Origin of the sequence: Oceanobacillus sp. FSL W8-0428 (assembly GCF_038004405.1) — a bacterium.
Classification (GTDB): Bacteria; Bacillota; Bacilli; order Bacillales; family Amphibacillaceae; genus Oceanobacillus; species Oceanobacillus sojae.
Window position 1 is genome coordinate 1,926,143 of the sequence record NZ_JBBORB010000001.1, and the last position, 26,171, is coordinate 1,952,313.

At 38.3% G+C, this 26,171-nt stretch carries 23 protein-coding genes; 12 read left to right on the forward strand and 11 right to left on the reverse strand.

Going from position 1 to position 26,171, the window contains the following annotated elements; all coding sequences use genetic code 11:
* Positions 1 to 73 precede the first annotated feature (73 nt).
* A complete protein-coding gene (locus MKY30_RS08980; RefSeq protein ID WP_147209068.1) occupies positions 74 to 484 on the forward strand; it encodes a GIY-YIG nuclease family protein in 411 nt (136 codons plus the stop codon).
* 46 nt (positions 485 to 530) lie between these two features.
* Here the strand turns inward: MKY30_RS08980 and treR are convergent, their stop codons facing one another.
* The 3 genes from treR to treP all read right to left on the reverse strand — a co-directional run bounded on the left by treR (position 531) and on the right by treP (position 4,455).
* Positions 531 to 1,244: a trehalose operon repressor gene (gene treR, locus MKY30_RS08985; protein ID WP_147209070.1), complete on the reverse strand. Its 714-nt coding sequence runs from the start codon at positions 1,242 to 1,244 to the stop codon at positions 531 to 533.
* 15 nt (positions 1,245 to 1,259) lie between these two features.
* Positions 1,260 to 2,945 (reverse strand): alpha,alpha-phosphotrehalase, encoded by a 1,686-nt coding sequence (gene treC, locus MKY30_RS08990; protein WP_339284366.1) that lies wholly within the window; start codon positions 2,943 to 2,945, stop codon positions 1,260 to 1,262.
* Between the two features lie 76 nt (positions 2,946 to 3,021).
* Positions 3,022 to 4,455, reverse strand: a complete 1,434-nt coding sequence (gene treP / locus MKY30_RS08995) for a PTS system trehalose-specific EIIBC component (RefSeq protein WP_156985870.1) — start codon at positions 4,453 to 4,455, stop codon at positions 3,022 to 3,024.
* 169 nt (positions 4,456 to 4,624) lie between these two features.
* Between treP and MKY30_RS09000 the strand changes: the two genes are divergently transcribed.
* Complete coding sequence (locus tag MKY30_RS09000; RefSeq protein ID WP_341083587.1) at positions 4,625 to 5,437, forward strand: multinuclear nonheme iron-dependent oxidase; 813 nt, start codon at positions 4,625 to 4,627, stop codon at positions 5,435 to 5,437.
* A gap of 52 nt (positions 5,438 to 5,489) precedes the next feature.
* Here MKY30_RS09000 and MKY30_RS09005 read toward each other — a convergent pair whose 3' ends face one another.
* Positions 5,490 to 6,086: a GNAT family N-acetyltransferase gene (locus MKY30_RS09005; protein WP_341083589.1), complete on the reverse strand. Its 597-nt coding sequence runs from the start codon at positions 6,084 to 6,086 to the stop codon at positions 5,490 to 5,492.
* A 15-nt stretch (positions 6,087 to 6,101) separates the two neighbouring features.
* A complete protein-coding gene (locus MKY30_RS09010; protein WP_147209080.1) occupies positions 6,102 to 6,851 on the reverse strand; it encodes a class I SAM-dependent DNA methyltransferase in 750 nt (249 codons plus the stop codon).
* 183 nt (positions 6,852 to 7,034) lie between these two features.
* Here MKY30_RS09010 and MKY30_RS09015 point away from each other — a divergent pair, with 183 nt between their 5' ends.
* The 3 genes from MKY30_RS09015 to MKY30_RS09025 all read left to right on the forward strand — a co-directional run bounded on the left by MKY30_RS09015 (position 7,035) and on the right by MKY30_RS09025 (position 8,225).
* Positions 7,035 to 7,217 carry a hypothetical protein gene (locus tag MKY30_RS09015; protein WP_339284371.1) on the forward strand — a complete coding sequence of 61 codons (183 nt, stop codon included), beginning with the start codon at positions 7,035 to 7,037 and terminating at the stop codon, positions 7,215 to 7,217.
* A gap of 81 nt (positions 7,218 to 7,298) precedes the next feature.
* Positions 7,299 to 7,616: an RNHCP domain-containing protein gene (locus tag MKY30_RS09020; protein ID WP_246145048.1), complete on the forward strand. Its 318-nt coding sequence runs from the start codon at positions 7,299 to 7,301 to the stop codon at positions 7,614 to 7,616.
* A gap of 48 nt (positions 7,617 to 7,664) precedes the next feature.
* Positions 7,665 to 8,225 (forward strand): hypothetical protein, encoded by a 561-nt coding sequence (locus MKY30_RS09025; RefSeq protein WP_339284374.1) that lies wholly within the window; start codon positions 7,665 to 7,667, stop codon positions 8,223 to 8,225.
* A 58-nt stretch (positions 8,226 to 8,283) separates the two neighbouring features.
* Here MKY30_RS09025 and MKY30_RS09030 read toward each other — a convergent pair whose 3' ends face one another.
* Entirely contained in the window at positions 8,284 to 9,018 is a 735-nt protein-coding gene (locus MKY30_RS09030; RefSeq protein ID WP_147209084.1) for a hypothetical protein, read from the reverse strand.
* A 297-nt stretch (positions 9,019 to 9,315) separates the two neighbouring features.
* On the opposite strand from MKY30_RS09030, the gene MKY30_RS09035 reads away from it, so the two are divergent.
* Positions 9,316 to 9,966 (forward strand): FusB/FusC family EF-G-binding protein, encoded by a 651-nt coding sequence (locus MKY30_RS09035; protein ID WP_147209086.1) that lies wholly within the window; start codon positions 9,316 to 9,318, stop codon positions 9,964 to 9,966.
* Between the two features lie 131 nt (positions 9,967 to 10,097).
* Here the strand turns inward: MKY30_RS09035 and MKY30_RS09040 are convergent, their stop codons facing one another.
* The 3 genes from MKY30_RS09040 to MKY30_RS09050 all read right to left on the reverse strand — a co-directional run bounded on the left by MKY30_RS09040 (position 10,098) and on the right by MKY30_RS09050 (position 12,909).
* A complete protein-coding gene (locus MKY30_RS09040) occupies positions 10,098 to 10,628 on the reverse strand; it encodes a GNAT family N-acetyltransferase (protein ID WP_147209088.1) in 531 nt (176 codons plus the stop codon).
* Positions 10,629 to 10,718: 90 nt separating this feature from the next.
* Positions 10,719 to 11,105 (reverse strand): penicillinase repressor BlaI, encoded by a 387-nt coding sequence (gene blaI / locus MKY30_RS09045; RefSeq protein WP_147209090.1) that lies wholly within the window; start codon positions 11,103 to 11,105, stop codon positions 10,719 to 10,721.
* Between the two features lie 16 nt (positions 11,106 to 11,121).
* Positions 11,122 to 12,909 carry a BlaR1 family beta-lactam sensor/signal transducer gene (locus tag MKY30_RS09050; protein WP_339284376.1) on the reverse strand — a complete coding sequence of 596 codons (1,788 nt, stop codon included), beginning with the start codon at positions 12,907 to 12,909 and terminating at the stop codon, positions 11,122 to 11,124.
* Positions 12,910 to 13,133: 224 nt separating this feature from the next.
* Between MKY30_RS09050 and bla the strand changes: the two genes are divergently transcribed.
* Both bla and MKY30_RS09060 read left to right on the forward strand, forming a co-directional pair.
* A complete protein-coding gene (bla, locus tag MKY30_RS09055; RefSeq protein WP_147209093.1) occupies positions 13,134 to 14,060 on the forward strand; it encodes a class A beta-lactamase in 927 nt (308 codons plus the stop codon).
* Positions 14,061 to 14,075: 15 nt separating this feature from the next.
* On the forward strand, positions 14,076 to 16,085 hold the full coding sequence (locus MKY30_RS09060; RefSeq protein ID WP_341083590.1) for a penicillin-binding transpeptidase domain-containing protein: 2,010 nt from the start codon (positions 14,076 to 14,078) through the stop codon (positions 16,083 to 16,085).
* Positions 16,086 to 16,386: 301 nt separating this feature from the next.
* On the opposite strand, the gene MKY30_RS09065 is transcribed toward MKY30_RS09060, so the two are convergent.
* Positions 16,387 to 16,608, reverse strand: coding sequence for a hypothetical protein (locus tag MKY30_RS09065; protein ID WP_147209096.1), 222 nt, complete (start codon positions 16,606 to 16,608; stop codon positions 16,387 to 16,389).
* Between the two features lie 61 nt (positions 16,609 to 16,669).
* Complete coding sequence (locus tag MKY30_RS09070) at positions 16,670 to 17,092, reverse strand: NUDIX hydrolase (protein ID WP_341085611.1); 423 nt, start codon at positions 17,090 to 17,092, stop codon at positions 16,670 to 16,672.
* A 476-nt stretch (positions 17,093 to 17,568) separates the two neighbouring features.
* On the opposite strand from MKY30_RS09070, the gene MKY30_RS09075 reads away from it, so the two are divergent.
* From MKY30_RS09075 to MKY30_RS09090, 4 genes are all read left to right on the forward strand, one after another.
* The gene (locus tag MKY30_RS09075) at positions 17,569 to 18,438 is read left to right on the forward strand and encodes a GNAT family N-acetyltransferase (RefSeq protein ID WP_341083591.1); all 870 of its coding nucleotides are present in this window, start codon (positions 17,569 to 17,571) and stop codon (positions 18,436 to 18,438) included.
* Between the two features lie 607 nt (positions 18,439 to 19,045).
* The gene (locus MKY30_RS09080; RefSeq protein ID WP_341083592.1) at positions 19,046 to 22,690 is read left to right on the forward strand and encodes a GH32 C-terminal domain-containing protein; all 3,645 of its coding nucleotides are present in this window, start codon (positions 19,046 to 19,048) and stop codon (positions 22,688 to 22,690) included.
* A 95-nt stretch (positions 22,691 to 22,785) separates the two neighbouring features.
* Positions 22,786 to 24,588, forward strand: coding sequence for a cache domain-containing sensor histidine kinase (locus MKY30_RS09085; protein WP_339284382.1), 1,803 nt, complete (start codon positions 22,786 to 22,788; stop codon positions 24,586 to 24,588).
* Complete coding sequence (locus MKY30_RS09090; RefSeq protein ID WP_341083593.1) at positions 24,566 to 26,161, forward strand: response regulator; 1,596 nt, start codon at positions 24,566 to 24,568, stop codon at positions 26,159 to 26,161. Before MKY30_RS09085 ends, MKY30_RS09090 begins: the two co-directional genes overlap by 23 nt.
* Positions 26,162 to 26,171 lie beyond the last annotated feature (10 nt).

Below are 26,171 nucleotides of genomic sequence, written 5' to 3' on the forward strand. Positions count from 1 at the left end.
CGAATAGGGACTGAAGAATAATTTTGAGTAATTTCTTAAATGTAACAAATAGCAATGGAGGTGACAAAAAGAGATGAAGCCTGCAGATTATTCTGTGCGGGAATCCGATACGCTTTATTGTGTAAAAGCGTGGCTGCCGGAAGATACAGAGAGTGTTACTATCGGCAAACTAGGGAAATTTAATTTTTCGAAGGGTTATTATGTTTATGTAGGAAGCGCAAAGCGGAATATTCGTGCGCGAGTGGACAGACATATTCAGATTGAGAAAAAGAAGCGCTGGCATATAGACTATTTACGTCCTTATCTGCAGATTCAAGCTGTGCAAACTTATCCTGGTGAAGAAGTGGAGTGTGGGCTTTTTGAAAGGCTGAGGCAGGAAAACGAAGGGAGTATGCCGGTAAAAGGATTTGGCTCATCCGATTGCAGATGCTTTTCGCATTTATTTTATTCGAAGAAAGAGATTGTATTAGTACATAGTACATAAATCAAAAGGCTGATATAAGCAGTTAAATACTTAAATCAGCCTTCTTCTAATGCTCTCTTCTAGCAAAATCAACAAATCGGAACTTATCAGGACGGTGTCTCGATTCGGTATATTGAAATAATGTTGCATCATCTAAATAAACGTAGTTTTTAATAACCACTACATTATAAAAGCCTTCTAAATCCAGCAGCTCATGATCCTCTGCTGTTGGTTCCTCAACAATAATTTCTTTTTTTGCAAAGCTGATGATAAGACCTAAATTATTTTCAAGATAGTCATAAATAGAAGCTTCTGCAATATCCTTAGAGATGTGCTGAACGGTTCTTGTTATTAAATAATCCTTGTCCAAAATGACGCGCTGTCCAGAGAAGGAACGGGTCCGGATAATTTCCCAAACCTCCTGATTATCTGCAAGCTTTAATTGCTTCTGGATAAACTCATTTGCGCTGACTTTTGCACATTGATGAACCGTGGTAATCGGCTTTTCTCCCATTTTATCAGCTAATTCTTTAAAGCTGACCAGGCCGGATACTGGAAAATCGAATTTATTCCGTTCAATCACCGTTGATCCTTTGCCGCGGATTTTTTGAATGTATCCGTTTTGGGCAAGCAGATTTAAAGCTTTTCGAATCGTTTCCCGTGATGTCTGATACTGCTCAGCTAATTCATTTTCCGACGGAAGGAATTCATTTGCTTTAAATGTTTCTTTTTCTATTTTTTGAGCCATTTCCTGATAAATAATTAAATACTTATTTCGCATCGCAACTAACTCCATTTATTTCTTTAGATAATAAACAATCGACTCATATGGGCGCAGTGAAATCGTATCTGAAGCTAAAGATGGAGAATCTGCGTAATTAGATAATAAAATCCTGCTATCCTTACAATCACTGCGGATCGCTTCAGGTAAATTCAGCTCTGCTTCTTTTGCATAAAAATTGTTTACTACTAATAGTTTTGTATCTTTATTTTCTCTTATATACGCAAAAATTGCAAAGTCATTGGGTGAAATCAGCTGATATTTTCCGTCTGTAATGACTTGATACTCTTTTCGAAGCTGAATTAATCTTTGATAATGGTAAAAAATAGACGTTTTATCAGCAATTGCTGCTTCTGCATTGATTATCTGATAATTATCAGGAAGCCCGATCCAAGGACTTCCTTCCGTAAAACCGGCATTGACTGTATTATTCCATTGCATTGGTGTACGAGCGTTATCCCGGGATTTTTCCTGAAGTATTTCAATAATTTCCTGGTCAGAGAGGCCCTCTGCTTTTTTAATTTTGTACATATTCAGCGATTCTACATCCCTGTACTGGCTAATATCATTAAAGCCGGCATTGGTCATTCCGAACTCTTCACCCTGATAGATATAAGGAGTACCCTGCATCATATGAATTGTTGTTGCCAGCATTTTTGCCGACTCCTTGTGATAGATTGTATCATCTCCAAAGCGGGATACTATTCTTGGCTGATCATGATTACACCAGAATAGCGCATTCCAGCCGCCGCCTTCCTGCATCCCTGTCTGCCAATCAGATAGCAGCTGCTTTAGATAAAGAAAATCAAATGGAGCTTTTGTCCATTTTTCACCATTTGGATAGTCAACCTTTAAATGATGGAAGTTAAAGGTCATATCCAGCTCCTCACGTTCTGGATTGGAATACTTAATACAATCCTCCATAGAAGTGGATGACATTTCTCCAACGGTAATCGTTTCACGACCTTTAAATACTTCCTGATTCATTTCATGAAGAAATTCATGTACCCGAGGTCCGTCTGTATAGAATTTACGTCCATCTCCCGGAGCGATACTGCCGTCATCATTTGGGAAACGCTGGTCTTTGGAAATTAAATTGATAACATCCATCCGGAAGCCATCTACCCCTTTATCCAGCCAAAAGTTCATCATTTGATAGACATCATCACGGACTTTTTCATTTTCCCAGTTAAGATCAGCCTGGGTAACATCAAAGAGATGTAAATAATAAGAACCAGTTGTTTCATCGTACTCCCAAGTGTTGCCGCCGAATTTGGATTCCCAGTTTGTCGGCAGTTCACCTGGCTTGCCATCCTTCCAGATATAATAGTTTCTATAAGGGTTATCCTTCGACTTTTTAGCTTCCTTAAACCATTTATGTTCTGTCGATGTATGGTTAACAACGATATCCATAATAATTTTTAAACCGATTTGGTGTGCTTTTTCCAGCATTTTTTCGAACTCTTCCATCGTTCCATAATCGGGTTGAATGGTATAGTAATCTGCAATATCATATCCGTTATCATTTTGGGGAGAAACATAAATAGGGGTTAGCCAAATCACATCTACCCCCAATTCTTTGATATAATCCAATTTTTCTGTGATTCCATTAATATCTCCCATTCCGTTCCCAGTTGTATCGTTAAAGCTTTTCGGATAAATTTGATAAACGACGGATTTTTGCCACCATTTTTCTTGCATAATCAACCTCCTAAATACTGCTGCGTTTCAAATACTTTTGACTCTATATGAATTAGAGGAGGGATAGACTCCCTCCTTATTTACCTAAACGCTTATATGCGTCTACACCCATTTTTGTTTTGGATAGAACAACTGTTAAGATGAATGGGATAACGATAGCTGCCACCATTGCTACAGCGAACATCAGCATATGCGGTAATTGAATAGATAAGATCCCTGGTATACCGCCGACACCGATCGAGTTAGCCATAACACCAGATCCGACAGATATAACTGCTGCAACAGCAGAGCCTGTCATTCCGGCGATAAATGGGAATAAGTAGCGTAAATTAATCCCGAATAATGCCGGTTCTGTAACTCCTAAATAACAGGAGATAGCGGCTGGAATAGATACCTGTTGTTCCTTTTTATCCTTGCGATTCAGATAAATCATTGCTACAACGGCAGAGCCTTGTGCGATATTAGATAGAGCAATCATAGGCCAGAGATTTGTGCCGTTAAATTCGCTCATTAATTGTAAGTCAATGGCATTTGTCATATGATGCAATCCCGTAATAACCAGTGGTGCATATGCAAATCCAAATACTGCTGCAAATAGCCAGCCGAATGCGGAAGTTAATCCATCATAGACAACCGTTGAAATCCATGAACCGATTGTCCAGCCGATGGGGCCTAACACAACATGGGCTATGATAACAGCTGGAAGTAATGCAAAGAATGGCACAAAAATCATAGATACCACTTGTGGGATGATTTTACGAAGCCATATTTCTAAATAAGCTAATACGAAACCAGCTAAAATAGCCGGGATAACCTGTGCTTGATAACCAATCATCTCAATTTGGAAAAATCCAAAATCCCAGACTGGTATTTCTGTTGCTTCTGCAACGCCATAAGCATTTAAAAGCTGGGGTGAAACAAGTGTAAGACCTAAAATAATTCCAAGTACTTGCGTTGTTCCCATCTTCCTGGAAATAGACCAGGTAATAGCAACAGGGAGAAAATGAAAGATAGCTTCAGCAATTAACCAGAGAAAATCATATAACCCTGACCAAAATTGCGAGGATGCCGCTAATGTCATAGTTCCGTTTTCCAGCATTTCAATTTCACCAATGACATTTCGGAAACCTAAAATCAGACCTCCGACAACAAGTGCTGGGATAATCGGCGTAAAAATATCTGCTAAGTGCGCCATTAACCGCTGGATGAAATTCATATTTTGTTTCGCTGCTTCTTTGACATCTTCTTTAGAAGTGTCACCAACACCAGCAATACGCGTAAATTCATTATAAAAGGAAGCGACTTCATTCCCGATAATAACCTGGAATTGTCCAGCCTGTGTAAAGGTTCCCTTTACAATATCGATATCTTCAATGGCTTTTACATCTGCTTTTTCCGGATCATTTAAGACAAATCGCATTCTGGTAGCACAATGCGTAACGACAGAGATGTTGTCACTTCCACCGACTTTTTCCAATAATTCTTTTGATGGAGCTGTATATTTACTCAATGACTTTCCTCCTTTTCATATCTTGTATATACAAGTGTTAACGTTTTCAGTTTAACTTGTATATACAAGTTTGTCAATAAAAAATTTAAGCTGTTTTTATGAATTGTTGTTATAATTGTATGAATATTATATTTTCAAAAAAATGAGTGGGGTAGAGGGGAGTAGATATATGAAATTGGCGGTTAATTATTCATCGGAAGCTTATCACTTGGTAAATGAAGGTAAAATAGATGTTGATGTTTTCAAATGCCCTGATTTAAATGATAAATTAATAGAAACAGCTCAAAGCTTCAGGCCAGCGTACGTCCATTTTAATTTAGATGCCGGTACTGGAAATATGGATAAAGTCGATTGGATAAAAATAGAAAATTTTTTGTGGGAAACAGAAACACCTTATATTAAATTACATTTAACAGCATTATCAAAGGACTATCCTGCTTTTGACATAAACACGAATGATCCCAAAGAAATAGAATTTATTATTAAGAATGTTACAGATGATATAAATATCGTTTCAGAACGATTTGGAGCCGATAGGGTAATCGTTGAGAATGTTATATATCGCAGCTATGAAGGGAATATGCTGAAACCGATAATCGATCCAAATATTATTACACAAATAATAGAGGAAACGAAATGTGGGCTGCTGCTGGATACAGCACATGCACAAATGACTTGCAGGTATTTAAATAAAGATGTGTTCGATTATGTAAGTCAGCTGCCATTACAGAATTTAAAGGAGCTGCATATTACCGGAATCCAGCATGATGGTAACCGCTACCGTGACAGCATGCCTATGACCAGAGCTGACTGGGAACTGGCGGAGTGGGCACTGGAAAATATACATAATGGTATATGGTCTGCACCTTGGGCTGTATCTTTTGAATATGGAGGAGTAGGGCCTGCTTTTGAATGGAGAACTGAATCACATGTCTTAGCTGAACAGGTGCCCCGCTTACAACGTTTAGTAAACAGGAAATAGTACATGCTCAGATATATAATGTTGAGAAGATAATCCCAATATGAAAGAGGGATTATCTTTTGGCATCTGAAATATCTTCTACAAAATGTTCAGCGTACATATTCCAATATTTTTTAAAGACACGGTCTTTTTTATCATCTAAATTAAGCTGATACATTCGGAAAATGACGAGAATATCCTTTGGCTGCCATTGTTCCTCATAGGAATATTGATAGGTCATTCCGAGCTTCTGCATAATTCTCCCGCTGGCGATGTTATAAATATCATGTGTTGCAGTAATATACTTGAGTCCAGTATTTTTTAGCTCTGCAATGACAGCATGGCCTGCTTCTGTCACAAAGCCATTTCCCCAGAATTCTTTTTTTAACGCATATCCAAAATCATGTCCTTCTTCCAGGCTGACAGTTACATAACCAATCGGCAGATTAATTTCTTTTAGACAAATTGCAAGGTAATACCCTGTTTTTTTCTGATACTGAGGGAGAATTCTTTCTGCATAATAAGTTTCTGCCTCCTGCTTATTTTGCAGAGTAAATAGAGGCAAATATTGATTAACAACCCTATCGCCCAGGATTTCGTATAGCGCCTGAATATCTCTGTCTACTGCTGTAAATGGCCGCAGAATCAGCCGTTCCATTTGGATTTTCAAAATGATATCACCCCTCTAATGACGCTCTTTACTCGCAATAAATGTTATTAAGGAAGGATCATTTTCCTGTCCATAGCCAATTTCATAACTAACGGTGCCGAATCCAATATTTTTTAATAATAACTCTAATTCCTTCAGTCCATACCAGTATAGGATAAAATGAGAGATTTCTGTTTTCTCTATCGCACCTTTACGCAGGAGCTCATATTTATGGATATAGGAAACTTTTTGCTCCAGCCAATCTATCGCTTCACTCGTGCTTGTGAATAATATCCCCGAGTCCTCTGTCAAAGAGTGAGTGCTTATATCCATGTCTCCAGCATGAAAGTCTATTGGCAACAAAGTATCAAAAATAAATTGCCCGCCTTCTTTCAGATGATTATACAGTCTTTGAAGAAAAGCATTGATATGATTTCCTGGAAGCAGACAAAAGCTTCCTGTTGGCATAATAATAGTTTGATATGTCTGCTTTAAATCAAGCTGCAGCAAATCCTGGTTAAATAAATTTGTATTTACCTGATGCTCCCGCATATTGACTTTGCATTGCTCCAACATCTCAGCTGAGATATCCACGCCATCAATAGTAATTCCTTCTTTTAAAAATGGAATCAGCATTCTTCCAGTGCCGACACCAGCCTCCAGTACAGGACCCTGACGGTTTTTCAACTTCTCATAATAATACTCTATATCACCGCCCATAGAGTATCCGACAGGCTTCGTAATTTCATATAATTTTGTACTTAATTCTCCATATTCTTTGAACACACCTATCCCTCTATTCTATAAATATTCAAATCTGGAAGTACACCATTCGTGTAAAGGTTGTGAATGATATATTTCCATTCTATAATAAAGTGAGAGAATAATCTAAAATTGGAAAGAGAGAGGCGGAGTTATTTGCATATTACATTATGGAAGCTTCAACGTCCTTAATTGGGGATGATGCCAATGTCAGTGATTAGGGAAGAACACTTACTAATGGAAGATGGCGTTGGCTGTCTTACAGTGGTTGATATAAATGCACAAAATCAATCGTGGTCCGGATCAGGAGATGGAACAGGCTCTTGTGAAGCTGGAACTAGAAGTAATCGTTTTGCAGAACAAGACGGTGAATTTGTCCCTTCTCCTTAAAAGCCTGAAACTGCGAATAGCAGGAAAAAAAACAGAACCCATTCTCCAAAGATAAAAAAATTATCTTGGAGGATGAGGACGTTGAGCAAAATAACAGAAAATACAGCTTTTCAATGTGAGCATTGCGGAGCGAACGTAGCAGCGGTAACAAATGGGAGCTTTCGCAATCATTGCCCTTTCTGCCTATATTCAAAGCATTTGGATAATGAGCCGGGAGACAGACTTAGCACTTGTAGAGGAGTCATGCGGCCAATTCAGATAGACTATTCTGGAAAGAAGGGCTATCAAATTATTCACGAATGTAACAAATGTGGAAAAAGACAACGTAATAAAGCAGCAATAAATACGATTCAGGAAGATGATATTCTCCGTTTCGTGAAAGCATTTAATCAGTATTAGATTATTCTTTGCCTCCCTGCTCTTCAGCGGCAGGGAGGCAATTCATCTTTGAAACAGAAAGCAGGTAACGCATTGCAGAAAAAAATAAAGAAAATACATATTATCGGCGGTGCGGGAAGCGGGAAAACCTATCTGGCAAGAGTACTATCAGATAAACTTGCTATTCCGGCTGCTGATCTGGATAACTTATTCTGGAATAAAAGCTATGGAACAAAAAAAGATCTTGTAATAAGAGACAAGGAGCTGGAGGCTGTCCTTTCAAAAGATGCCTGGATTATGGAGGGTGTCTATTATGGCTGGCTGGATACCAGCTTTGAAAAAGCGGATCAAATTATTGTTTTACATACAAATATGCATTTAAGACAAATGCGGATAATTCTCCGGTTTTTAAAAAGAAAGCTTCGTATTTTGCCAACCAAAAAGGAAAGCCTGAAGGATCTTATGCAGTTATTAAAATGGAATACGAAATATGATACAAATAATTTAGCAAAGGCATTGAGGAAAATAGAAGCGTATGAAGAAAAAGTAGTTCATATTTATAATAAGAGGGAACTGAATCAATTTCTGAAAAAGTATCAGGTGAAAATAAATAATGTGAGCCGAAAATAATTTTATTGGACTACATGAAAAGACTTGCCTCTATATAACAAAGGCAAGTCTTTTAAGTCTAAGATTCGCTTTCAACAGCAATTTGCAATGCATCTATTGGATTGTCAGTGCTCTCATCAATTTCATAGACAGTACTGCCTTGCTGCCAACGGATAACTGTTCCGGGATGTTCGTCAAAATCGTCAATTTCAATTACTCCACGCTCATCAGGCGCAGGTAGATAATTTGTTTCCAAATAATCTACGACAGCCCGGGCGAGCTCCTCGCCATCCCCATAATTCCCGGCTGCATATTCAGGGTCAGTTGGAGCATTTACCCGAATCAGCCATTTCCCTTCATTCCACGAAATATAGTTGTGGCCGGTAGCTCCTTCTGAGAGAGCTTTGACGCCATGACCAAGATCTATATTTGTCTGCTCAACTTCTTCATAGTTTTCAATTGCGTTAATTGCTTCCTGTTTACTGGAATAATCCGTTTCTTCTATATCACTGCTGGGAGCTTCTTTACTGTCTGTGTTTTCTTCCTCAGCAGCTGTATCTGTGCTATTGGAATCATCGGATTCTGTCTGTTGTTCTTCGTTATTGCTGTTCTCCAGTTCTGTTGCTTCGTCTTCCTGATTCTTTTCTGTTGATTCTACTTCATTATCTTTTGTGCTATCTGTCTCAGAAACTATTTTTTCATCCGATTCCTGCTGTGACATATCTGATTCTGCTTGCGAAGCGCCCTGGCATGCCCCCAGAATAAGTAAGAGTGCCATACCTGGTACTGTGAAATATGATTTTTTCAGTCTCATGGTGCATCACCCCTTCTACTGTATATATTTCCCTTCTTTTCCTGAAATGAATCCTGAAGTTCCAGATTATTTTTTAAGAATTATTCAAATCGTAAAACTTTATTTTGAAAAAGTGCTATACTGGCAATAGCTTTCTTTTTAAGGAGGAATCGAAATGGCAGCATTCTTTGGTAATGCTTACTCTAGACTGGGCGCCCTTTTGGTCTGAGAGGTCTGAAGTAAAGCAGCATTAATAATGAATGATCTCTTTAGGCCGTACATTTTAATAAAAAGCCTAATATAATGGAGTGAATTCAAATGGAAAAACAATTAATTAAGCCGTTTTTAACGGTAGCAAACTATCGTTTTATGGAGCAGCAGACAGATAAAATTATACGGGCGTTGGCCACAACAAAAGATAAAAATGTTATTCTGGCTGTACGCGGAATTGTGAAAAGCGAGTTGATAGATTCCTTTACATGGTCTGATGAGGAAGAAAAAATAGTTCAATCGTTGATAGATATAAATGACCGGGCAGAGGGAGAGGTCTTTTTAGAACAGCTGAAAACCTATATTATTCCATTTAAAGCAGTGGAAACAAGTAAGTTAAAAAGCTTATTTAAAAAGGAAAAAAAGCTGAAGCTTCCTAATCTGGAGGAGATCGACTTTCAGCAAATTTCTTATTTAGCCTGGGACGATCCTGGGAAACTCCGCAGATATTTGGTAATGGAACAAGATAAAGGTTTTAAAGCACTAAAGGGTACTTTTAAACTTCCTGCAACACAAGGTATTTGTGCGCTTTGCAACCAGCATACGGAAGTTGTCCGTCTCACCACTTCTGTAAAAGGAGAGGTTCCCGGAACTTTTACCAAACACTACAATTATGTCTGTGCTGACAGTCAATTATGTAATCAGCATGTAACGGATATAGAGAAGGTAAGTGCATTTTTTGATAGAGTTACCAAATAACTTAATTAAAGAAATTTAATAGGAAGCAGATAAAGAAAGTACGTACTTTCTTTATCTGCTTTTTGAAATGAAAAACTCTAAAGAAAAACCGCTCCAAATTCTGAAACAGATCTGGAACGGCTTCCATATAATTAATCATTTTTTAAAAGGGAATAGATATGCATATCAACAAAATTACCCTTCACCTTCTCATATTGCCGTAATGTTCCTTCAAAGGTAAATCCTAGTTTTTGCAATACTTTAATCGAATTTATATTTGCCGGTTCCACTTTCGCTTCAATCCGGTTAATTGCTAAATTCTCAAAAGCTTCATCAATTAATGCCTGGATGGATTCAGGAGCATATCCATTTCCCCAATGTGCTTTTGCAATATCATAGCCAATCTCAACCCGGGCATTTTCTGTGTCGATAGCATTAAATCCACAGCTGCCGATAATATCCTTCGACTTTAAATCAAACAAGGTGTAGCGGATAGCCTGATTTGTTTCAGCTAATTCATTGAGCAGGTTAATCATTTCTATTGCTTGAGATTCATGTATAAAAGCAGAAATATTCATAAATGCCGCAACAGCCGGGTCTGACCAGACATTAAATAGCGCAGTGGCATCAGATATCCGAATTTTTCGTAAGGCTAATCTTTTTGTAAAAAGTTCTTCTTTCAATACTTCACCCTCCAATATTTTTTAGAAATCTGTCTGGAAAGTATTGTTATCTGCGCATCATTCAGTCCCTTCATCAAGTCTCTGTTCAGGTTATTTTTTCTTTTTTGGTTTTTCATCCAAAATCGATTTTAATTCCTCAATATCCTCCTCGGACAATGAATCTTCTTCCATAAATTGAACAAGCATCGATTTCACTGTGCCGCCATATATACGTTTAATGAAGGATTCTGCTTCTGCACGCTGGCAGTCATCCTGAGAATAGAGCGGATAAAAAGTGTACACGCGCTGGTCTTTATTTACACCAACAACATCTTTGTGCACTAATCGGTCTAAAAGCGTCCGTACTGTTTTTGATTTCCAATCTTTTTGCCCCTGCAGATTGGAAATCACATCATTTGCTGTCTGCGGTGCTTTTTCCCACAGGACATTCATTACTTCCCATTCTGCTTCAGAGATGCTTGGTACTTTTTCTGACATATATATCACCCCGGTTCTATTCATCAAAAATTTGTTTATCCTTTAAAATAGCTAAGGTTATTTCCGTTGCTATGCTTCCAGAAGCTTTGTCCTCATCCTGTATATTGGTTGCAAAGAAATAAGTATTTGTCTCTGTTTCTACAAATCCAATAAACCAGCCATTTATATCCTTGCCATTCACATTACCTGTGCCTGTTTTTCCGTAGAGTACAGAACTATTCTTTTCATCCATTTGCAATGCGTTTTTAACAGCTTCAATATGCTCTTCCTGAAAATCGAAGCTATTGTTATAGAATGAATGTAACAGCTCAACTTGTTCAACTGGCGAAATTTTTAAAGTAGATTCCAGCCAGTATTGTTCCAGCCCTCCAGAAGTATCCTGATTTCCATAATGGATTTGATTTAGGTAGGATTGAACACTGTCCAGACCTATTTCTTGATCGATTTGCTGGAAATACCAGTTAACAGAACGGTTTAAAGCCGTCTCTAGGTTTTGATCTCCATTCCATTGTTCATAAGGTTGTTCGACACCACCCCATTCAATCATGCTTTGTGCCGGTGTTATGACGTTCTCCTCTAATCCAAATAAGGCACTATAGATTTTATAAGTAGAATCAGGAGAAATCCGTGATGTGCTCTGATCCTCATTATAGATATGGTAAGCATCCTTTTGCATATCGTAAAGAACAAAACTGCCCTCATCATTTTTGAAATAGTCACTGAGATCTTCTTCGTATATCTGATCATGATTAAAAGACGTATAGCGATTGTTATCGTTGGCCATTACAGAAGCAAGTGGAATCTGCGTAACTATAAACAGGCCGGTGAGCAGGAAGATGCCGATGCTTTTGACATGCTGTAATTTAGAGTCTGCTTGAAATGATGCAATTTCTATAATTCGTTTCTTTATCTGCTTTTTTGAGCCATTTAATTGATTTGCCAGCTTATTATACTGAGGGCTGGGAGATTTATCGATAAAATGAATAATTGTGTTTCCATATTTTTTATAGTTCTTATCATCTAAAGATGTTAGTACGGCGTGATCACATGCAATTTCACGATCCAGACGCATTTCTTTAAAAGCAAGCCAAATTAAAGGGTTGAACCAATATATGATTTGGAAGAAAACCATTAGATAGTTGGTAGGAATGTCCTTATATTTATAATGGTTTAATTCATGCAGAAGGATATGTTTGATATCATCCTTAGATAACCATTCTTCAAAATTGGCCGGTAATACAACAAAGGTTTTACGCAGTCCAAATGTCAGAGGTGACCGTACTTTATCTGAGACACCTAATACTATATTTTTTGAGATATTTAATTGTTGTTTAGATGTTTGGAATAGGTCAAGAATTTCTTTATCTTCCACATGAGAAATCGACTTTTTAATACTCCTTAAATTCAGCCACGCGTGTATAGAAAGCCCTGTGAAAACAAGAGCTCCAGTAATCCATATTCCAGCAGCAATCCCATTTAACAGTTCTGTATTTGTCTGCGTCACCGTTACGGAAAAATCCTGCATCCAGTTTGAATTTGTTCCTCCGTTTCCAGACGCTGCGCCATTAATAGCAGCAGAATTCCCATCTGCAGAATGACCGCCTGTAAATGTACGGAATAAATTACCGGCGGGAATGAAGCGGCCGGGAATAAATGGAATAATCAAAGCAAAAAGTAATAAGTACCATAGATTATATTGCCATTTGGCGGATAACTGCTTTTGGAATAACTTTTTAATAAGAAAAATAAACCCGATTGTAATGGAAGAAATGATGAGGCCTGTAATAAGCGTTGTGATATACATGCTTTTCGTCTCCATTCTTCATTTGCGGTAATTATATAAGAACGATTTACCGAAATTTATTTTAAATTACATTTGTAATACATTAAATTTTAGCACTATCAAGTACATTTATCAATCTATCAGTTAAGAAATTGTAAAGGATAAAAATAGAAATTGACAAAACAAGACTACGTGTGTAGTATTATATTACAGTTGTAGTCAAACTAATTTAAGGAGGACTTTAAATGAAACATTTTCAAGATATTTTTAATAAAAAAGGCTTCATCTTATTGTTGTCGATTGCCGCAATTGGATTAGCAGGCTGTTCCAATGATGTGGAGAGCAGCGAAGAAAGTTCTGAAGCTCCAGAACAGACTTCTCAAGGCGAGGAAGTTTTTAAAGAGCTGGAAGATGAATTTGATGCAAGACTTGGTGTATATGCTATTGATACTGGATCTGAACAGACAGTTGCCTATCGTTCAGATGAAAGATTTGCTTATGCTTCTACTTTTAAGCCTTTAGCAGCGGGAGCTATTTTACAAACAAATTCAATAGAGGATTTAGAGAAAGTAATTACTTATTCTGAAGAAGATTTAGTAACCTATTCTCCTGTGACAGAGAAACATGCAGATGATGGAATGAAGCTGGAAGAAATTATAGAGGCTGCTGTCCGTTACAGTGATAACACAGCAGGAAATCTGATGTTAGAAGAACTTGGAGGGCCAAACGGGCTGGAAGAAATATTAAGAGAAAACGGTGATGAAACTACAGAAATGGATCGAATGGAGACAGAATTAAATGAAGCCGCTCCAGGAGATACAAGGGATACCAGCACGCCTCAGGCCCTTGCTGAAAGCCTGCAAAAATATGTGTTAAGTGATTTACTTCCTGAAGACAAGCGTGAATTGCTGATTGATTGGATAACAGGGAATGAAACTGGAGATTCGTTGATTCGGGCAGGTGTTCCAGAAGGATGGGAAGTAGGAGATAAGAGCGGGGCAGGAAACTACGGTACAAGAAATGATATAGCTGTTGTATGGCCGCCTGACAATAAAGCTCCAATTGTTATCGCCGTTCTTTCCAGCCAAGATACCGCAGACGCAGATTATAATGATGAATTAATCGAAAAAGCTGCTGAGCGCGTCATTGAACAGCTGCAGAATGAAGAATAACAGGAAGGTGGAAAAATGAAAGGATACCGGACGATTATCCTGATTGTAATGGTGTTTTTGCTAGCAGTTGGATGTTCCAAAAAAGAGGAGCCGTCAGAAGTATTAAACGGTTATATTTCCAACTGGGAGAATAGGGATTTTCATGCTATGTATGAGCAGCTTTCCGAAGAAGTAAAAAGTAAAATAACAGAAGAAGCGTTTATTGAACGCTATGATGCTATATATGATGGAATAGGAGCTGAAAATTTACAGATAACATTGAGGGTAGATACAGAAGAGGAGTTGAAGTCTGAGGGAGATCTCATTACTATTCCGTATAGTGTAGAGATGGATACCACTGCTGGTTCTATTGAATATAGTCATCGGGTGACATTAGAGCAGGATGATGAAGGAGCCTGGCTGGTCAAATGGAATTCCTCGCAGATATTTCCCCAGTTAAGTAAAGGGGACAAAGTAAAGGTAAAAACAATAGAAGCAGAAAGAGGAGAACTGACGGACAAGAATGGAACCGGGCTTGCAATCAACGAAGAGGCGAATGTTATTGGTGTCATACCAGGTATGCTTGAAGAAGATGCAGATCAGACTAAAGAAAAGCTGGCTGAGTTATTGGGTGTTTCTGTTGAAGAAATAGACAAAGCGCTGGATGCGTCCTGGGTTACTCCAGAAGTATTTGTGCCGATAAAAACACTGCCGATGGAAGAAGATGATATAGAAGCTTATGAGGAGCTCCCGGGGGTAAGCTCCCGGGTGGAAAAGGTCCGTACCTATCCATTGGGAGCCTCGGCTGCCCATTTAACCGGCTATGTGCGGGAAATATCTGCAGAACAGCTGGAAGAGCTGGACGAGTATACTGCTGGAGATGTAATTGGAAACGCAGGTCTGGAGAAGATATTTGAAGAGAAATTACGGGGAGAAAATGGAACCCATATTTATATAAGTAATGCAGACGGTGATTTGAAAGAAACGCTGGCCAAAAAAGAACCTGTCGATGGAGAAGATATACAATTAACTATTGATGCTGCACTGCAGCAGGAAATATATGAACAGTTTGAAGGTGATGCAGGAACTTCAGTTGCTTTAGACCCGAATACCGGAGCTGTTTTATCGTTAGTCAGCTCGCCTGCCTATAATCCCAATGCTTTTGTCCGGGGATTATCAGGAGAACAATGGGAAAAATGGAGTGAAGATCCAGATGAGCCATTCTTAAATCGTTTTACAAGCCGTTATGCTCCGGGTTCCGTGTTTAAAACGATAACAGCTTCAATAGGATTAGAAACAGGTGTAACTAATCCTGAAAAAGTAAGACAGATTAATGGACTTCATTGGACAAAGGATGATTCATGGGGAGATTATTATGTCACCCGTGTACATGATAAAGCGAATGTCAATCTGCGTGATGCCTTTGTTCATTCGGATAATATTTATTTTGCGCAGGAAGCTCTGGAGATGGGGAAGGATACCTTTTTAGAAGAAGCGGCCGGTTTTGGATTTGGGGAAGAGATTCCATTTCCATTTGTGATTCCAGCCTCTAATTTGACGAACAATGGAGAAATTGACAGTGAGGCACAGCTTGCTGATACAGCTTATGGACAAGGTCAGGTAATGATGAGCCCGCTGCATCTTGCTTTAACCTATACACCTTATCTCAACGAAGGAAATATGCTGTACCCATCTCTGGTGGAAGAGGATGAACCTGAAGTATGGAAGGAAAATCTTATCGGTAAGGAAACAGCAAATCTGGTCAAAGAGAATTTGATTCAGGTTGTTGAGAGCCCAGAGGGTACGGCACATACTACCTATATTCCTGGCACGGTCATCGGCGGGAAATCTGGAACAGCAGAAATTAAACAGAGCAAAGAAGATGATAATGGAAATGAAAATGGCTGGTTTGTCGGTTTCGAGGAAACGGATCCAGAAATATTATTGGTGATGATGGTAGAAGATGTGAAGGATCGCGGGGGCAGCGGTTATGTGATTTCTAAGGCGAAAAATATTTTTGAGTATATACAGCAGGGAAGCAATTAGCGAGCTGCTTTCTATAAAATAGGGTGAAGTACACATGCTTCCCCCTATTTCAAATTTATTCATCACAGCGGGCCGCCAAGCAGTATTGTTATGGGGAGATTTCAATTAGTGAATTATAATAGGAAATTATTTGGGAATAAATATTTCAGAATCCTTAACTTGTGTAGTGTGGTAATGATTCTTAATGGTTTAAAGAACCTTAAAAGAAATTTGCACTAAAAAGACTTGCCGGTCAAACAAGTCTTTTTATAAAGTAATATTTTGCAGTAATTTCAAACCAGATGAAGCATTTAAATATATTTTATTCTCCACCCTCAAAAATATCCTCAACCTTGTCTTCATCTGCTCCATCCTCGTTATTATCTTCCTCTGTATCTTCAGGTTCATTTCCATCTTCATTACCGTTTTCTTCTTGAGTCGGTTCTTGATTATCCGGTTCTTCATTTTCATCACTCTGACATGCTCCGAGAATAAGTATCAATGAGACCCCAAAGGCTGCAAGAAAAGATTTTTTCAACCTCATGATGTATCACTCCTTCTAATGTATGCTCATACCCGATTTTAACAAAGAAAATCAGAAAAGTTCATTTTGTTAATAAATTGTAAAGTGATTCAGGCACAAGGCGCAGTTTTCCATTTTGAAAATCAGATAAAGGCTTCCACGTGGCTTTATGTGTTTGTCCATTATCTTCTTTTATTAGCAGCTTGGACTGATCATATAAGGACTTGTCAACAAACTCACCATCATAGATCTGAACAATTTCATGGGCTGTATCTCCATTAAAGGTAAATATATTTTCAATCGTACTGAGAAACTGAAGATTAGAAATATCTGCATCTAATTCTTCTTTTACTTCTCTTATCAAGGTATCTGAACTTTTTTCTCCAAATTCAATTCCACCGCCAATTGGTCTGTAATAGAATTCTTCTTTTACATAATCATAACCTTCAGAAACTAGTATTGTATTTTCTTTTTGAAACAGACAAATAGCAATTGGACGTATGATCTCTTTTTCATAAAGACACCGCCTTCATTTTTTATAGATGATTTTCATATTGATACAAGCATTTTTTCTCAATGAATATAGATAATGAAACGTGCTTGTTGTATGGTATAATCGATATATCAATAGTATTCGGATAACTCAAGGGTGGTTGGCACACTCCCATAAGACAGGGGGTGGTAAAGTGTCTATTACTCATTGTAAAAGCGTTTTTGAAAACAAGCAATATAGTGTATATATCGTTTTCGGAATAATAAATTGATTTTTTCTGAAATATATATGATACATTTAAAGAAGAAAGAGAGTGCAGGAATAGAATTTGAAGAAATATTAAAAATGAAACAGCAATATTAATATTCATTACTGTATATTGGATAGCTCACTGGCTGCTGGTAAATGTCAAGGAGAATTAGTCTTACACAGTTAAATAGTATAATATGTCTTCAACAAAATATGATTCAGATAAAAGGAGATTTTCAATGAGTATTTTAATAGAAAGAGCAAATGACCTCGAATTTCTGTCTGCTTTTCTTGCTGATATAAATAATCAAAAATCCAATCATATTGGTTTTTGTGGAACAGATCAAGCAGATATTTTGAGAGTGCTTAAAGAGGATTTCATTGATGAAAAGGGAGAGGCTTCCTTTTTTATAGCAAAAACCAACACTGGTGAGATTATAGCTGCATGCGGAATCGATATTGAAAATGGAGAAGCAGAGGTCTGGGGGCCTTTTAATAAAACAGAAAGTATGGAGATATCCGCTAAGCTATGGGGATGTTTAAAAGAAAATTATCCTGAGGTTCGGCAATTTTCTTTCTTGATTAACGAAAAAAATACAAAACAGCAATTATTTATGAAGCAGATAAATGCTGAAGAAAAAGGTCATCATTTAAGTTTAATCATCCATCGGAGCTGTTTTGATATGCTTGGGGAAATAAAGAGCAGTTCAATAAAAGAAGAAGATTTTTCTGCATTTCAAGCACTGCATGATATCACTTTTCCAGGTACATATTATGATGCTGAGACAATTTGGAGCAGACTCAACAAGGATAATATACTGAAGGTTCTAAAGGATGATAATGGAGGGCTTATTGGTTATGCTTATTTTGAAGTAGACAAAGAGCTTTCAGAAGCTTCGCTGGAATATTTTGCTGTATCGAACAATTACCAAAATAAAGGTTTTGGGAGGCTTTTATTAAAAGAAGCGTTAACTGCAATGTTTTCCTATTCCGAAATAAATGAAATATATCTTACGGTAGATGCTGGAAACCATTATGCGAATCATGTTTATGAGAAAGCTGGATTTGAAAAAGAGAATACATTGATTCACTATAAAAGTAAGGATTAGTGAAGCTGCGGTTAATAAAACAGATAGTATTACTTCTTGTAAAAGAGTAAATTATTTTGATACAACAAATGCAATATACAGGGCATAAAAAGGTGATTGAATTTTATCGCAGTGTAACTGGCTGGGACTGGGACTGCGATTACTCGCCCCATCGAAAAGCTTTTGTAAGACTCCCTCATCAATAAATGAAGGAAACACGTTATTTCTAAGTGGGAGAGCAGGCAGCCAGTAACGGCCCGATTAGTTCGGGCCTACAGGATGTAGGTCACAAAGGTGTTGCGACACGATGTCGCGAACTTAGCCTTTGTTCCTTGGACATTGGGTCCCTCTGTCCAAGGAATGTTCACTTCATGACAACCGCTTGACATATGTAAGCGTTTACCTTATGATGATTTTGTATTTGTTCATTTATTTTAGGTTTTTATGTCAACCGGTTGATATAAAGGTGGAATTACAAATTGATGTTCTTTGCAGTTAATAAAAGGGGGAGATTACTATTGGGTGGAGACTGAAATGCAAACGTTCTATATGGGTTATATTGTTTATACTAGTTGTTATATTTTTGTGTGATTCAGATATTGAGGCTGCTGATAAGGAGGGGAAAGTGATGAGTAAAGCTAATACGAATCTACAGAACTGGAGCGTGGGAGGTTCAGGGGAACTGAAGGATACTGTCCAAGGAATCCAGCTAACTTCCGAGGAGAATGAGCAGGCTGCAGCATTTTCTGATACAACTGCTGATGACTTTACCTACGAGGCAGATATTAAAACAGTTGATAAAAAGACCAAAGCAGGGCTTGTTTTCCAGGCAAACACGACAGAGAACGAGGGTTATATGATTCAAATAGATCAAGAGGAAGGCAAGCTTCAGCTTTTAGATCTGCGGAATCCAGATAAGCCCTTAGAGGAAGCGGAAATAGATTTGGAAGCGGGAGAGATATATCATCTCAAAGTAAAAGCAGTTAATCAGAAGCTTCAAGTATACTGGAATAATCAGTATAACGATATATTGGGAACGAAATTAGAAAATGATGCAGCTGGAGTTTTGGGACTCCATGTGGAGGACGGAACAGGATATTTTGAGAATGTATATGTAAGTGATTTTACTCATAACTTAGGTGAGATTATTATGACAGAAGGACAATGGCAACCAGATATCCAGGGGTTAAAAACTATTGGAGAAGGGCAACAGACCTTTGATAGACAAGTAAATGATTTTGTTCTGGAAGGGGATCTTTCATTTGCAGAAGAAGAAGGAGCGGCTGGATTTACTTTCCGGAAAAATCATGAGACTGCGGCTGGTTACCAAGTGATATTAGTAAAGCAGGATGACCAGTTAAGGGTGCAATTGCAGTTACTGGATGGTACTGTGCTGGCAAGCTCAGAGCAGTCATATTCCTCCATCAGCGGGACGAGGCATCATATGGAGCTTATAGTGAAGGATAACCAAGTAACAGCCTATCTGGATGGTTATCGTGAGCCAGCAATAGAATATATTGATAATCAATATCAGGAAGGTCAGATCGGGCTGGTTAATTTGTCTGGAACAGCTTATTTTGAAAATGTCTATGCGGCACAGACTGATGAATATTACAAAGAAAATTATCGTCCAAACTACCACTATACACCGGCAAGAGGATCGGCAAGTGATCCGAATGGCCTTGTTTATTTTGAAGGGGAATACCATCTCTTTCATCAGGATGGAGGCACATGGTCACATGCTGTAAGTGAAGACCTTATCCATTGGAAGCATTTACCTACTGCTCTTCCTTGGAATGATCATGGGCATGTCTGGTCGGGTGCAGCTGTTGCAGATGAAGATAATGCATCTGGGCTTTTTTCAGATACAGGCGGGAAGGGTTTAATTGCTTATTATACCTCTTTTAATCCTGATCAAGAGAATGGAAACCAAAGAATTGGGCTTGCTTATAGTCATGACAAAGGACGTACATGGGAATATTCCGAGGAGCATCCTATTGTAATTGAAAACCCGGGTAAGGCAGAAGATGATCCGGGAAGCTGGGATTTTAGAGATCCTAAAGTAGTACGTGATGAAGAAAATAATCGTTGGGTAATGGTAGTTTCAGGAGGTGATCACATTCGCTTTTTTACCTCTGAAAATCTGATTGATTGGGAGCATACCGACAGCTTTGGTTATGATAGTTATGTTCGTGGCGGTGTTTGGGAATGTCCAGACCTGTTTGAATTGCCGGTAGAAGGAACAGACGAGACTAAATGGGTGCTAATGATTAGTACAGGCGCCAACCCTGATACAGAGGGCTCTGATGCTGAATATTTTATTGGCGATTTAACAGAAGAAGGAACATTTATTAATGATAATGAAGCGGGAGATGTATTGAAAACTGATTTTGGCAAGGAATTCTATGCCTCTATGTCTTTTACTGATATGCCGGATAATCGTCGTATTACCATTGCATGGATGACAAATTGGGATTATCCATTTGATTTCCCGACAGAAGGCTGGAAAGGCCAATTGACAATACCAAGGGAATTAAGTCTGATAGATACAGAGCAAGGGGTCAGGCTCGTCCAATCTCCGGTTGAAGAATTGGCTTCGATTAGTGAGACAATTTTTGAAATAAGCAATCAACAAGTAAGTGAAGACGAAGCGGGGACCCTTTTGGAACAGATTGACGGCGAATCCTATCAGATTGAAGCGGAAATTGAAATTCCAGCTGACAGCGAAGCTTCAGAATTTGGTTTTCAAGTTCGTCAGGGAACCGAAGAAAAAAGTGTGATTGGGTATCGCCCGGCTGATGAGCAAATATACATTGATCGTTCGGAATCTGGACAAACAGATTTCTCCAATCAATTTAGCACGCGGCAAGAAGCGGATCTGGCACCTGATAATCAGCGTGTGAAATTAAATATATTCGTAGACAATGGTTCAATAGAGGTGTTTGCGAATGATGGGCAAGTGGTTTTCTCTGATGTTATTTTTCCAAAGGCAACAAGCAGAGGAATGAGTTTTTATACAGAAAATGGGCCTGTTGAGATTATCTCATTAAAAGTAAATCAGCTGGAAGATATTTGGAATCGTCATCATGAAGATGCAGCTGAAATTATAATTGATACAAGTAAAAGAGAGCTGAATGTTGGCGATACAATTTCTCTTCAGGCGGCTTTAAAGAATGGTAATGACTCCAAATCACTGGAATGGTCTGTCTCTGATTCGGGTGTGATTAATATTAAGTCATCTAATCACCAACAAGCTGAATTAGAAGCTGTTAGCGATGGTGAAGCAGTGGTTACTGTTTCTACACCTGATGAGAAAGTCATGAAAACAGTAGAAATACAGGTGCATGATGGAACATTTAATACGAATCTGACAGGCTGGCAATCTGATATTGAAACAGTAAAATGGCTGAAAACAGAAGCTGGAATTCGCGGTGCCCATACAAGTGATGCTAATTATATGGCAGAAGATACAGGTGGGAATTTTATTTATGAAGCTGATATGACACTGAGCCCCGATGGCGGTGCCGGAGCCGTCGTGTTTCGGGCGAATGAAGATGGCAGCAGCGGGTACTATTTTAATTTAGACCCTAATATGAAGGCGTTCCGTTTGTTTTATAAGGTAAATGGTCAGATAGAAGATCATATGGTGATTGACAATGTTCCGGCATTTATCGAGCCCGACAAAACATATGCTGTCAAAATTGAAGCAGAAGGACCGCATATTCGTATTGATGTTGATGGCGAGAATATCATCGATCTTAAGGATGGCACATTTGCTCAAGGTCACTTTGGATTAAATGTTTTTGATGGGAAAGTGACGTATCAAAATGTAGAAATAAACCAGGTATCTGATGCTGAATTAGTGCAGACTGCCTTTACGAATACTGAAATAGGTCAATCATTATATGCAGTTAATTTACAAAATGGAGAGCCTGTGAAATTGGGAGAGGAACAAATGAAATGGTCTCTTATGCCGACAGGAGACGAACAGGGGTCCTATTCAATTAGAACAGAACAGGACCAGGCATTTGACTTGGATACCAATCAGCAAAAAATTCAGTTATACGATTATCTTGGCTATGACAACCAGCGTTGGCTAATTGAGCAGCTGGATAATGAAACTGTAGTCATCCGTTCTATTCATAATGAACAAGTATTGACGGTAACAGAAGATGGAAAACTTACGCTTGCAGAATTGCAGGAAGAGCAGGCAAATCCAAGCCAGCAGTGGCAGGTATCAGCAGATGTATTTTCAGATACCAAGAATGAATAATACAGTGTTTATTTCCTGTAGATTCTTTTCTTTTTCATGATGATATAATGAGAAAGCGGATTGGCAGCTTAGAGACTTGTTATGGAGGATTTGATATGTTTTTGTCGTTGCGAAATAAATTATTTCTTGTTTTTTCCTGTGTATTAACTATTCCTTTTTTAATCTTGTCTCTAATTATGCCAAGTTTATTTACAAATTATATAAAGGAACAAACGCAAGAGCTGACAATTGGTATGATGGATCAATTCTCTCTCTATATTGACTCCGTTACGATGCAGGCGACTGACGTGGGACAGCAGGTATTAGCGAATTCTATTACACAGGATTGGCTGCGGGTGGAGAATAGCAAAAATAATGATGATGAAACATTGGAAACGGCCAGATTAATGGTGAGAAATGAGCTTAATGCCATGCTCAGTTCCATGATGGTCAATAATTCTAATAATATTTCTGTTTCCATTTTTACACATGATGGGGAAGGAATTTGGGGTGACTATCCGGAACTGGATAAAACGGAATGGTATCAGGATTTTATGGAAAATGATCAGACTTTTACCCATTCTCACATAGATACAAACCAGCAATCAGCATTAATGCGAGAAATGCCTATTAACAGCCATCTTATCCCTTTAGTTGATTTAAATACCCTTCAGGATAGCGGGGTTATCAAGGTGAATTTTTCAACAGAAATGATAGAAAATTCCCTGGATAAAATTAAAATAGGTGAACATGGCTATGCATTTATTATAGATTCCCAAGGTGAAAATGTTTTAACAGAGGAGGTCGATACCCCTCAGTCTATTATTGAAGAGTCTTTGAAACAGATTGCACATAAGGAAGAGGATCAGGGATTGCTTGAAATAGAAAATGAACAGGAAACCTATTTATTGTTTTATCAGCAATTATCCGTAGGGGATTGGATTTTGATTAGTGAAGTAACGGAGGATGATTTATTTTCTCATTCCAATCAATTACAGAAAAGCCTGTTGTTACTAAGTGCAGGTTTGTTTTTAATTACTATTATTGCTTCCTTTCTTTTCTCATCTTCGATTACAGATCCTTTACGGGGATTGATGAAGGCAATGCATTATTTGGAGAAAGGGGACTTTAAAAAGGCGCAGAAGATTATACCGACAATCCGGTCAGAGAATAATGAAATCCGCTATTTAGTAGAAGTATTTGATCAGACAGTGGTTCGTTTAAAACAGCTGATTGATAGTGAATATAAAACCAATATTCGGAGGCGTAATGCTGAATATAAGGCTTTGTTATTGCAAATTAACCCTCATTTTCTTAATAATACCCTTGAAATTATTGGCGGCTTAGCAGCCCAGGGAAAGAACAAAGAGGTGGTAAATGTAAGTGTTTATTTAGGAAAGATGCTTCGCTATGCCTTAAACACAAAATCAGACCTGGTAACATTGACAGAGGAGATACAATATATCCGTAACTATGCCAAAATTCTTGAGCTTCGTTATGAAGGGGACCTTCAAATAACAATTGAGGAAGATCCGCAAGCAAAGGAATTTCCGATTATTAAATTTATTATTCAGCCATTAGTGGAAAATGCAGTGAAATATAGTTTGATTTCTAAAGAACATGCTAGTGTGGAAATAAAGTCCAAATATCAAGATAACCAGTTAACATTGCAGATTGCAGATGACGGTGTCGGGATACCGGATGAAGTAATTCAAAGTTTATCAATGAGTAGTCAGGCAGATACTCTGGAGAGTAGTGGCAACAGTATCGGACTTAAGAATGTGTTGGATCGCTTGCATTTATATTATGGAGATCGATTCAATTATCGAATTGAGACAGAATTAAACAAAGGTACGATAATCATCCTGCAAATAGCAGAAGAAGGGAAGATGATGGATGAGGAACGTCTTAATCGTTGATGATGAAATCCAAATTCGCAAGGGTTTACGATGGAAAGTGGATTGGGAGGAATTAGGGTTCCATATTGTAGCAGAGGCTGCGAATGGGGGAGGAGCATTGACAAAACTGGAGGAAGAAAAGGTAGACTTGGTGATGACCGATATCCGGATGCCGATCATGGATGGAATAGAGCTGGCAAGACATTGCCGGGAAAAATATCCAAATACTAAAGTAATCGTACTGTCTGGTTATTCCGATTTTGAATATGTGAAAAGTCTGATGAAAAAAGGGGTAAGGGATTATCTGCTAAAACCGGTGGATCCAGTTGAATTGGCAGAGGTATTAAGGCAAATGAAGAATGAAATTGACCACGATCGCTTGAGGCAGCTTGAACTGGATCGTGTTAAGCGGCAGGCACGGACACAGTTTCAGGAGGTACAAGAACAATATCTGCTGTCGCTGGTCAAGGAAGAGTGGTTTCAATATAGCCTGGTAAAAGAGAGACTTGAACAACTGAAGCTGGATATGCTGCTTAAGGAGGACTTAAAGGTACAATTTATCAGTGTTGGAGTGAGAGACTTTAGTGGTCAGGCGAATCGGGTGAACGAATTACGAATGGCTTTTCAAATGCTGTGCAAAGAATTAGTCGAACCAAGACCGGGCATGTTCGCCTTTTATGATCTGGGTTATACAAATATGATGCACTTTCTTATCATATTAGATCAGAATTTTGATAATCATCCTACCCAATTAACGAAAACGATTCAGCATCAGATAAAAAAACTTTTGAAGCTAGAGACCGTGATTGGAATCGGAAATCCTGTCAATGGCTTGTCGGAATTGAAGACAGGCTATATTTCCAGTTTGCTCTCATGGAGTCAGAATCAGTTAAACCATCATTCACAGGTAATTGATGAGCATGTCAGAAGAGAAGAGCTGATGGATTTTTCACCAGACCTGGAGAAGCATATTATTAATGCAATTGAACAGATGGATATGTCCAGATTTCACAAAGAGCTGGAATCTCTGCTGGGTGAAACAACAACTCAATCGGTACTGTCTTCTTCGATTGTTGCGAACCGGATTTTGTTTTGTCTCGGTTCCATTGCCAAAAAATATAATGTTGAGAACAACAATGCACAGCGATTGATTTGGGAATGCCAGCAAGTCATTTGGCAATTAAATGACCAGAGCAAGGTCATCGCTTATCTTACTGAGCTTGCTAAATTAATTGTTGCCCAAATTCATGATACAAGAACAACGGATGGGAAACAGATTGTTGACGGGGTCCGCCGTTATATTGATCAGTATTACGGGAATGATATTTCGCTGACCATTTTGTCTGAGCTTTTTCATATTAACAGCGCTTATTTGTCAGAGATTTTTAAAGTACAAATCGGCAAAAACTTTAGTGAATATTTAACTGAAGTCCGGGTGAAGGAGGCAAAGAAATTCTTAAAAGACCCGCACTTAAAAATAATTGATGTAGCTAATCTTGTCGGGTTTTCCAGCTCTGCTTATTTTAGTATCGTCTTTAAAAAGCATGTAAACGAAACTCCAGCTAATTATCGAAAGTCATTCGATCCGGTATAAAAGGGTGTTG

Coding starts and splice junctions, on each gene's coding strand:
- MKY30_RS09060 (WP_341083590.1), top strand. CDS start 14,076: ATGAAAGGATACCGGACGATTATCCTGATTGTAATGGTGTTTTTGCTA.
- MKY30_RS09035 (WP_147209086.1), top strand. CDS start 9,316: ATGGAAAAACAATTAATTAAGCCGTTTTTAACGGTAGCAAACTATCGT.
- treC (WP_339284366.1), bottom strand. CDS start 2,945: ATGCAAGAAAAATGGTGGCAAAAATCCGTCGTTTATCAAATTTATCCG.
- MKY30_RS09065 (WP_147209096.1), bottom strand. CDS start 16,608: ATGAGGTTGAAAAAATCTTTTCTTGCAGCCTTTGGGGTCTCATTGATA.
- bla (WP_147209093.1), top strand. CDS start 13,134: ATGAAACATTTTCAAGATATTTTTAATAAAAAAGGCTTCATCTTATTG.
- MKY30_RS09080 (WP_341083592.1), top strand. CDS start 19,046: ATGAGTAAAGCTAATACGAATCTACAGAACTGGAGCGTGGGAGGTTCA.
- MKY30_RS09015 (WP_339284371.1), top strand. CDS start 7,035: ATGTCAGTGATTAGGGAAGAACACTTACTAATGGAAGATGGCGTTGGC.
- MKY30_RS09000 (WP_341083587.1), top strand. CDS start 4,625: ATGAAATTGGCGGTTAATTATTCATCGGAAGCTTATCACTTGGTAAAT.
- MKY30_RS09075 (WP_341083591.1), top strand. CDS start 17,569: ATGAGTATTTTAATAGAAAGAGCAAATGACCTCGAATTTCTGTCTGCT.
- treR (WP_147209070.1), bottom strand. CDS start 1,244: ATGCGAAATAAGTATTTAATTATTTATCAGGAAATGGCTCAAAAAATA.
- MKY30_RS09085 (WP_339284382.1), top strand. CDS start 22,786: ATGTTTTTGTCGTTGCGAAATAAATTATTTCTTGTTTTTTCCTGTGTA.
- blaI (WP_147209090.1), bottom strand. CDS start 11,105: ATGTCAGAAAAAGTACCAAGCATCTCTGAAGCAGAATGGGAAGTAATG.
- MKY30_RS09090 (WP_341083593.1), top strand. CDS start 24,566: ATGAGGAACGTCTTAATCGTTGATGATGAAATCCAAATTCGCAAGGGT.
- MKY30_RS08980 (WP_147209068.1), top strand. CDS start 74: ATGAAGCCTGCAGATTATTCTGTGCGGGAATCCGATACGCTTTATTGT.
- MKY30_RS09030 (WP_147209084.1), bottom strand. CDS start 9,018: ATGAGACTGAAAAAATCATATTTCACAGTACCAGGTATGGCACTCTTA.
- MKY30_RS09050 (WP_339284376.1), bottom strand. CDS start 12,909: ATGTATATCACAACGCTTATTACAGGCCTCATCATTTCTTCCATTACA.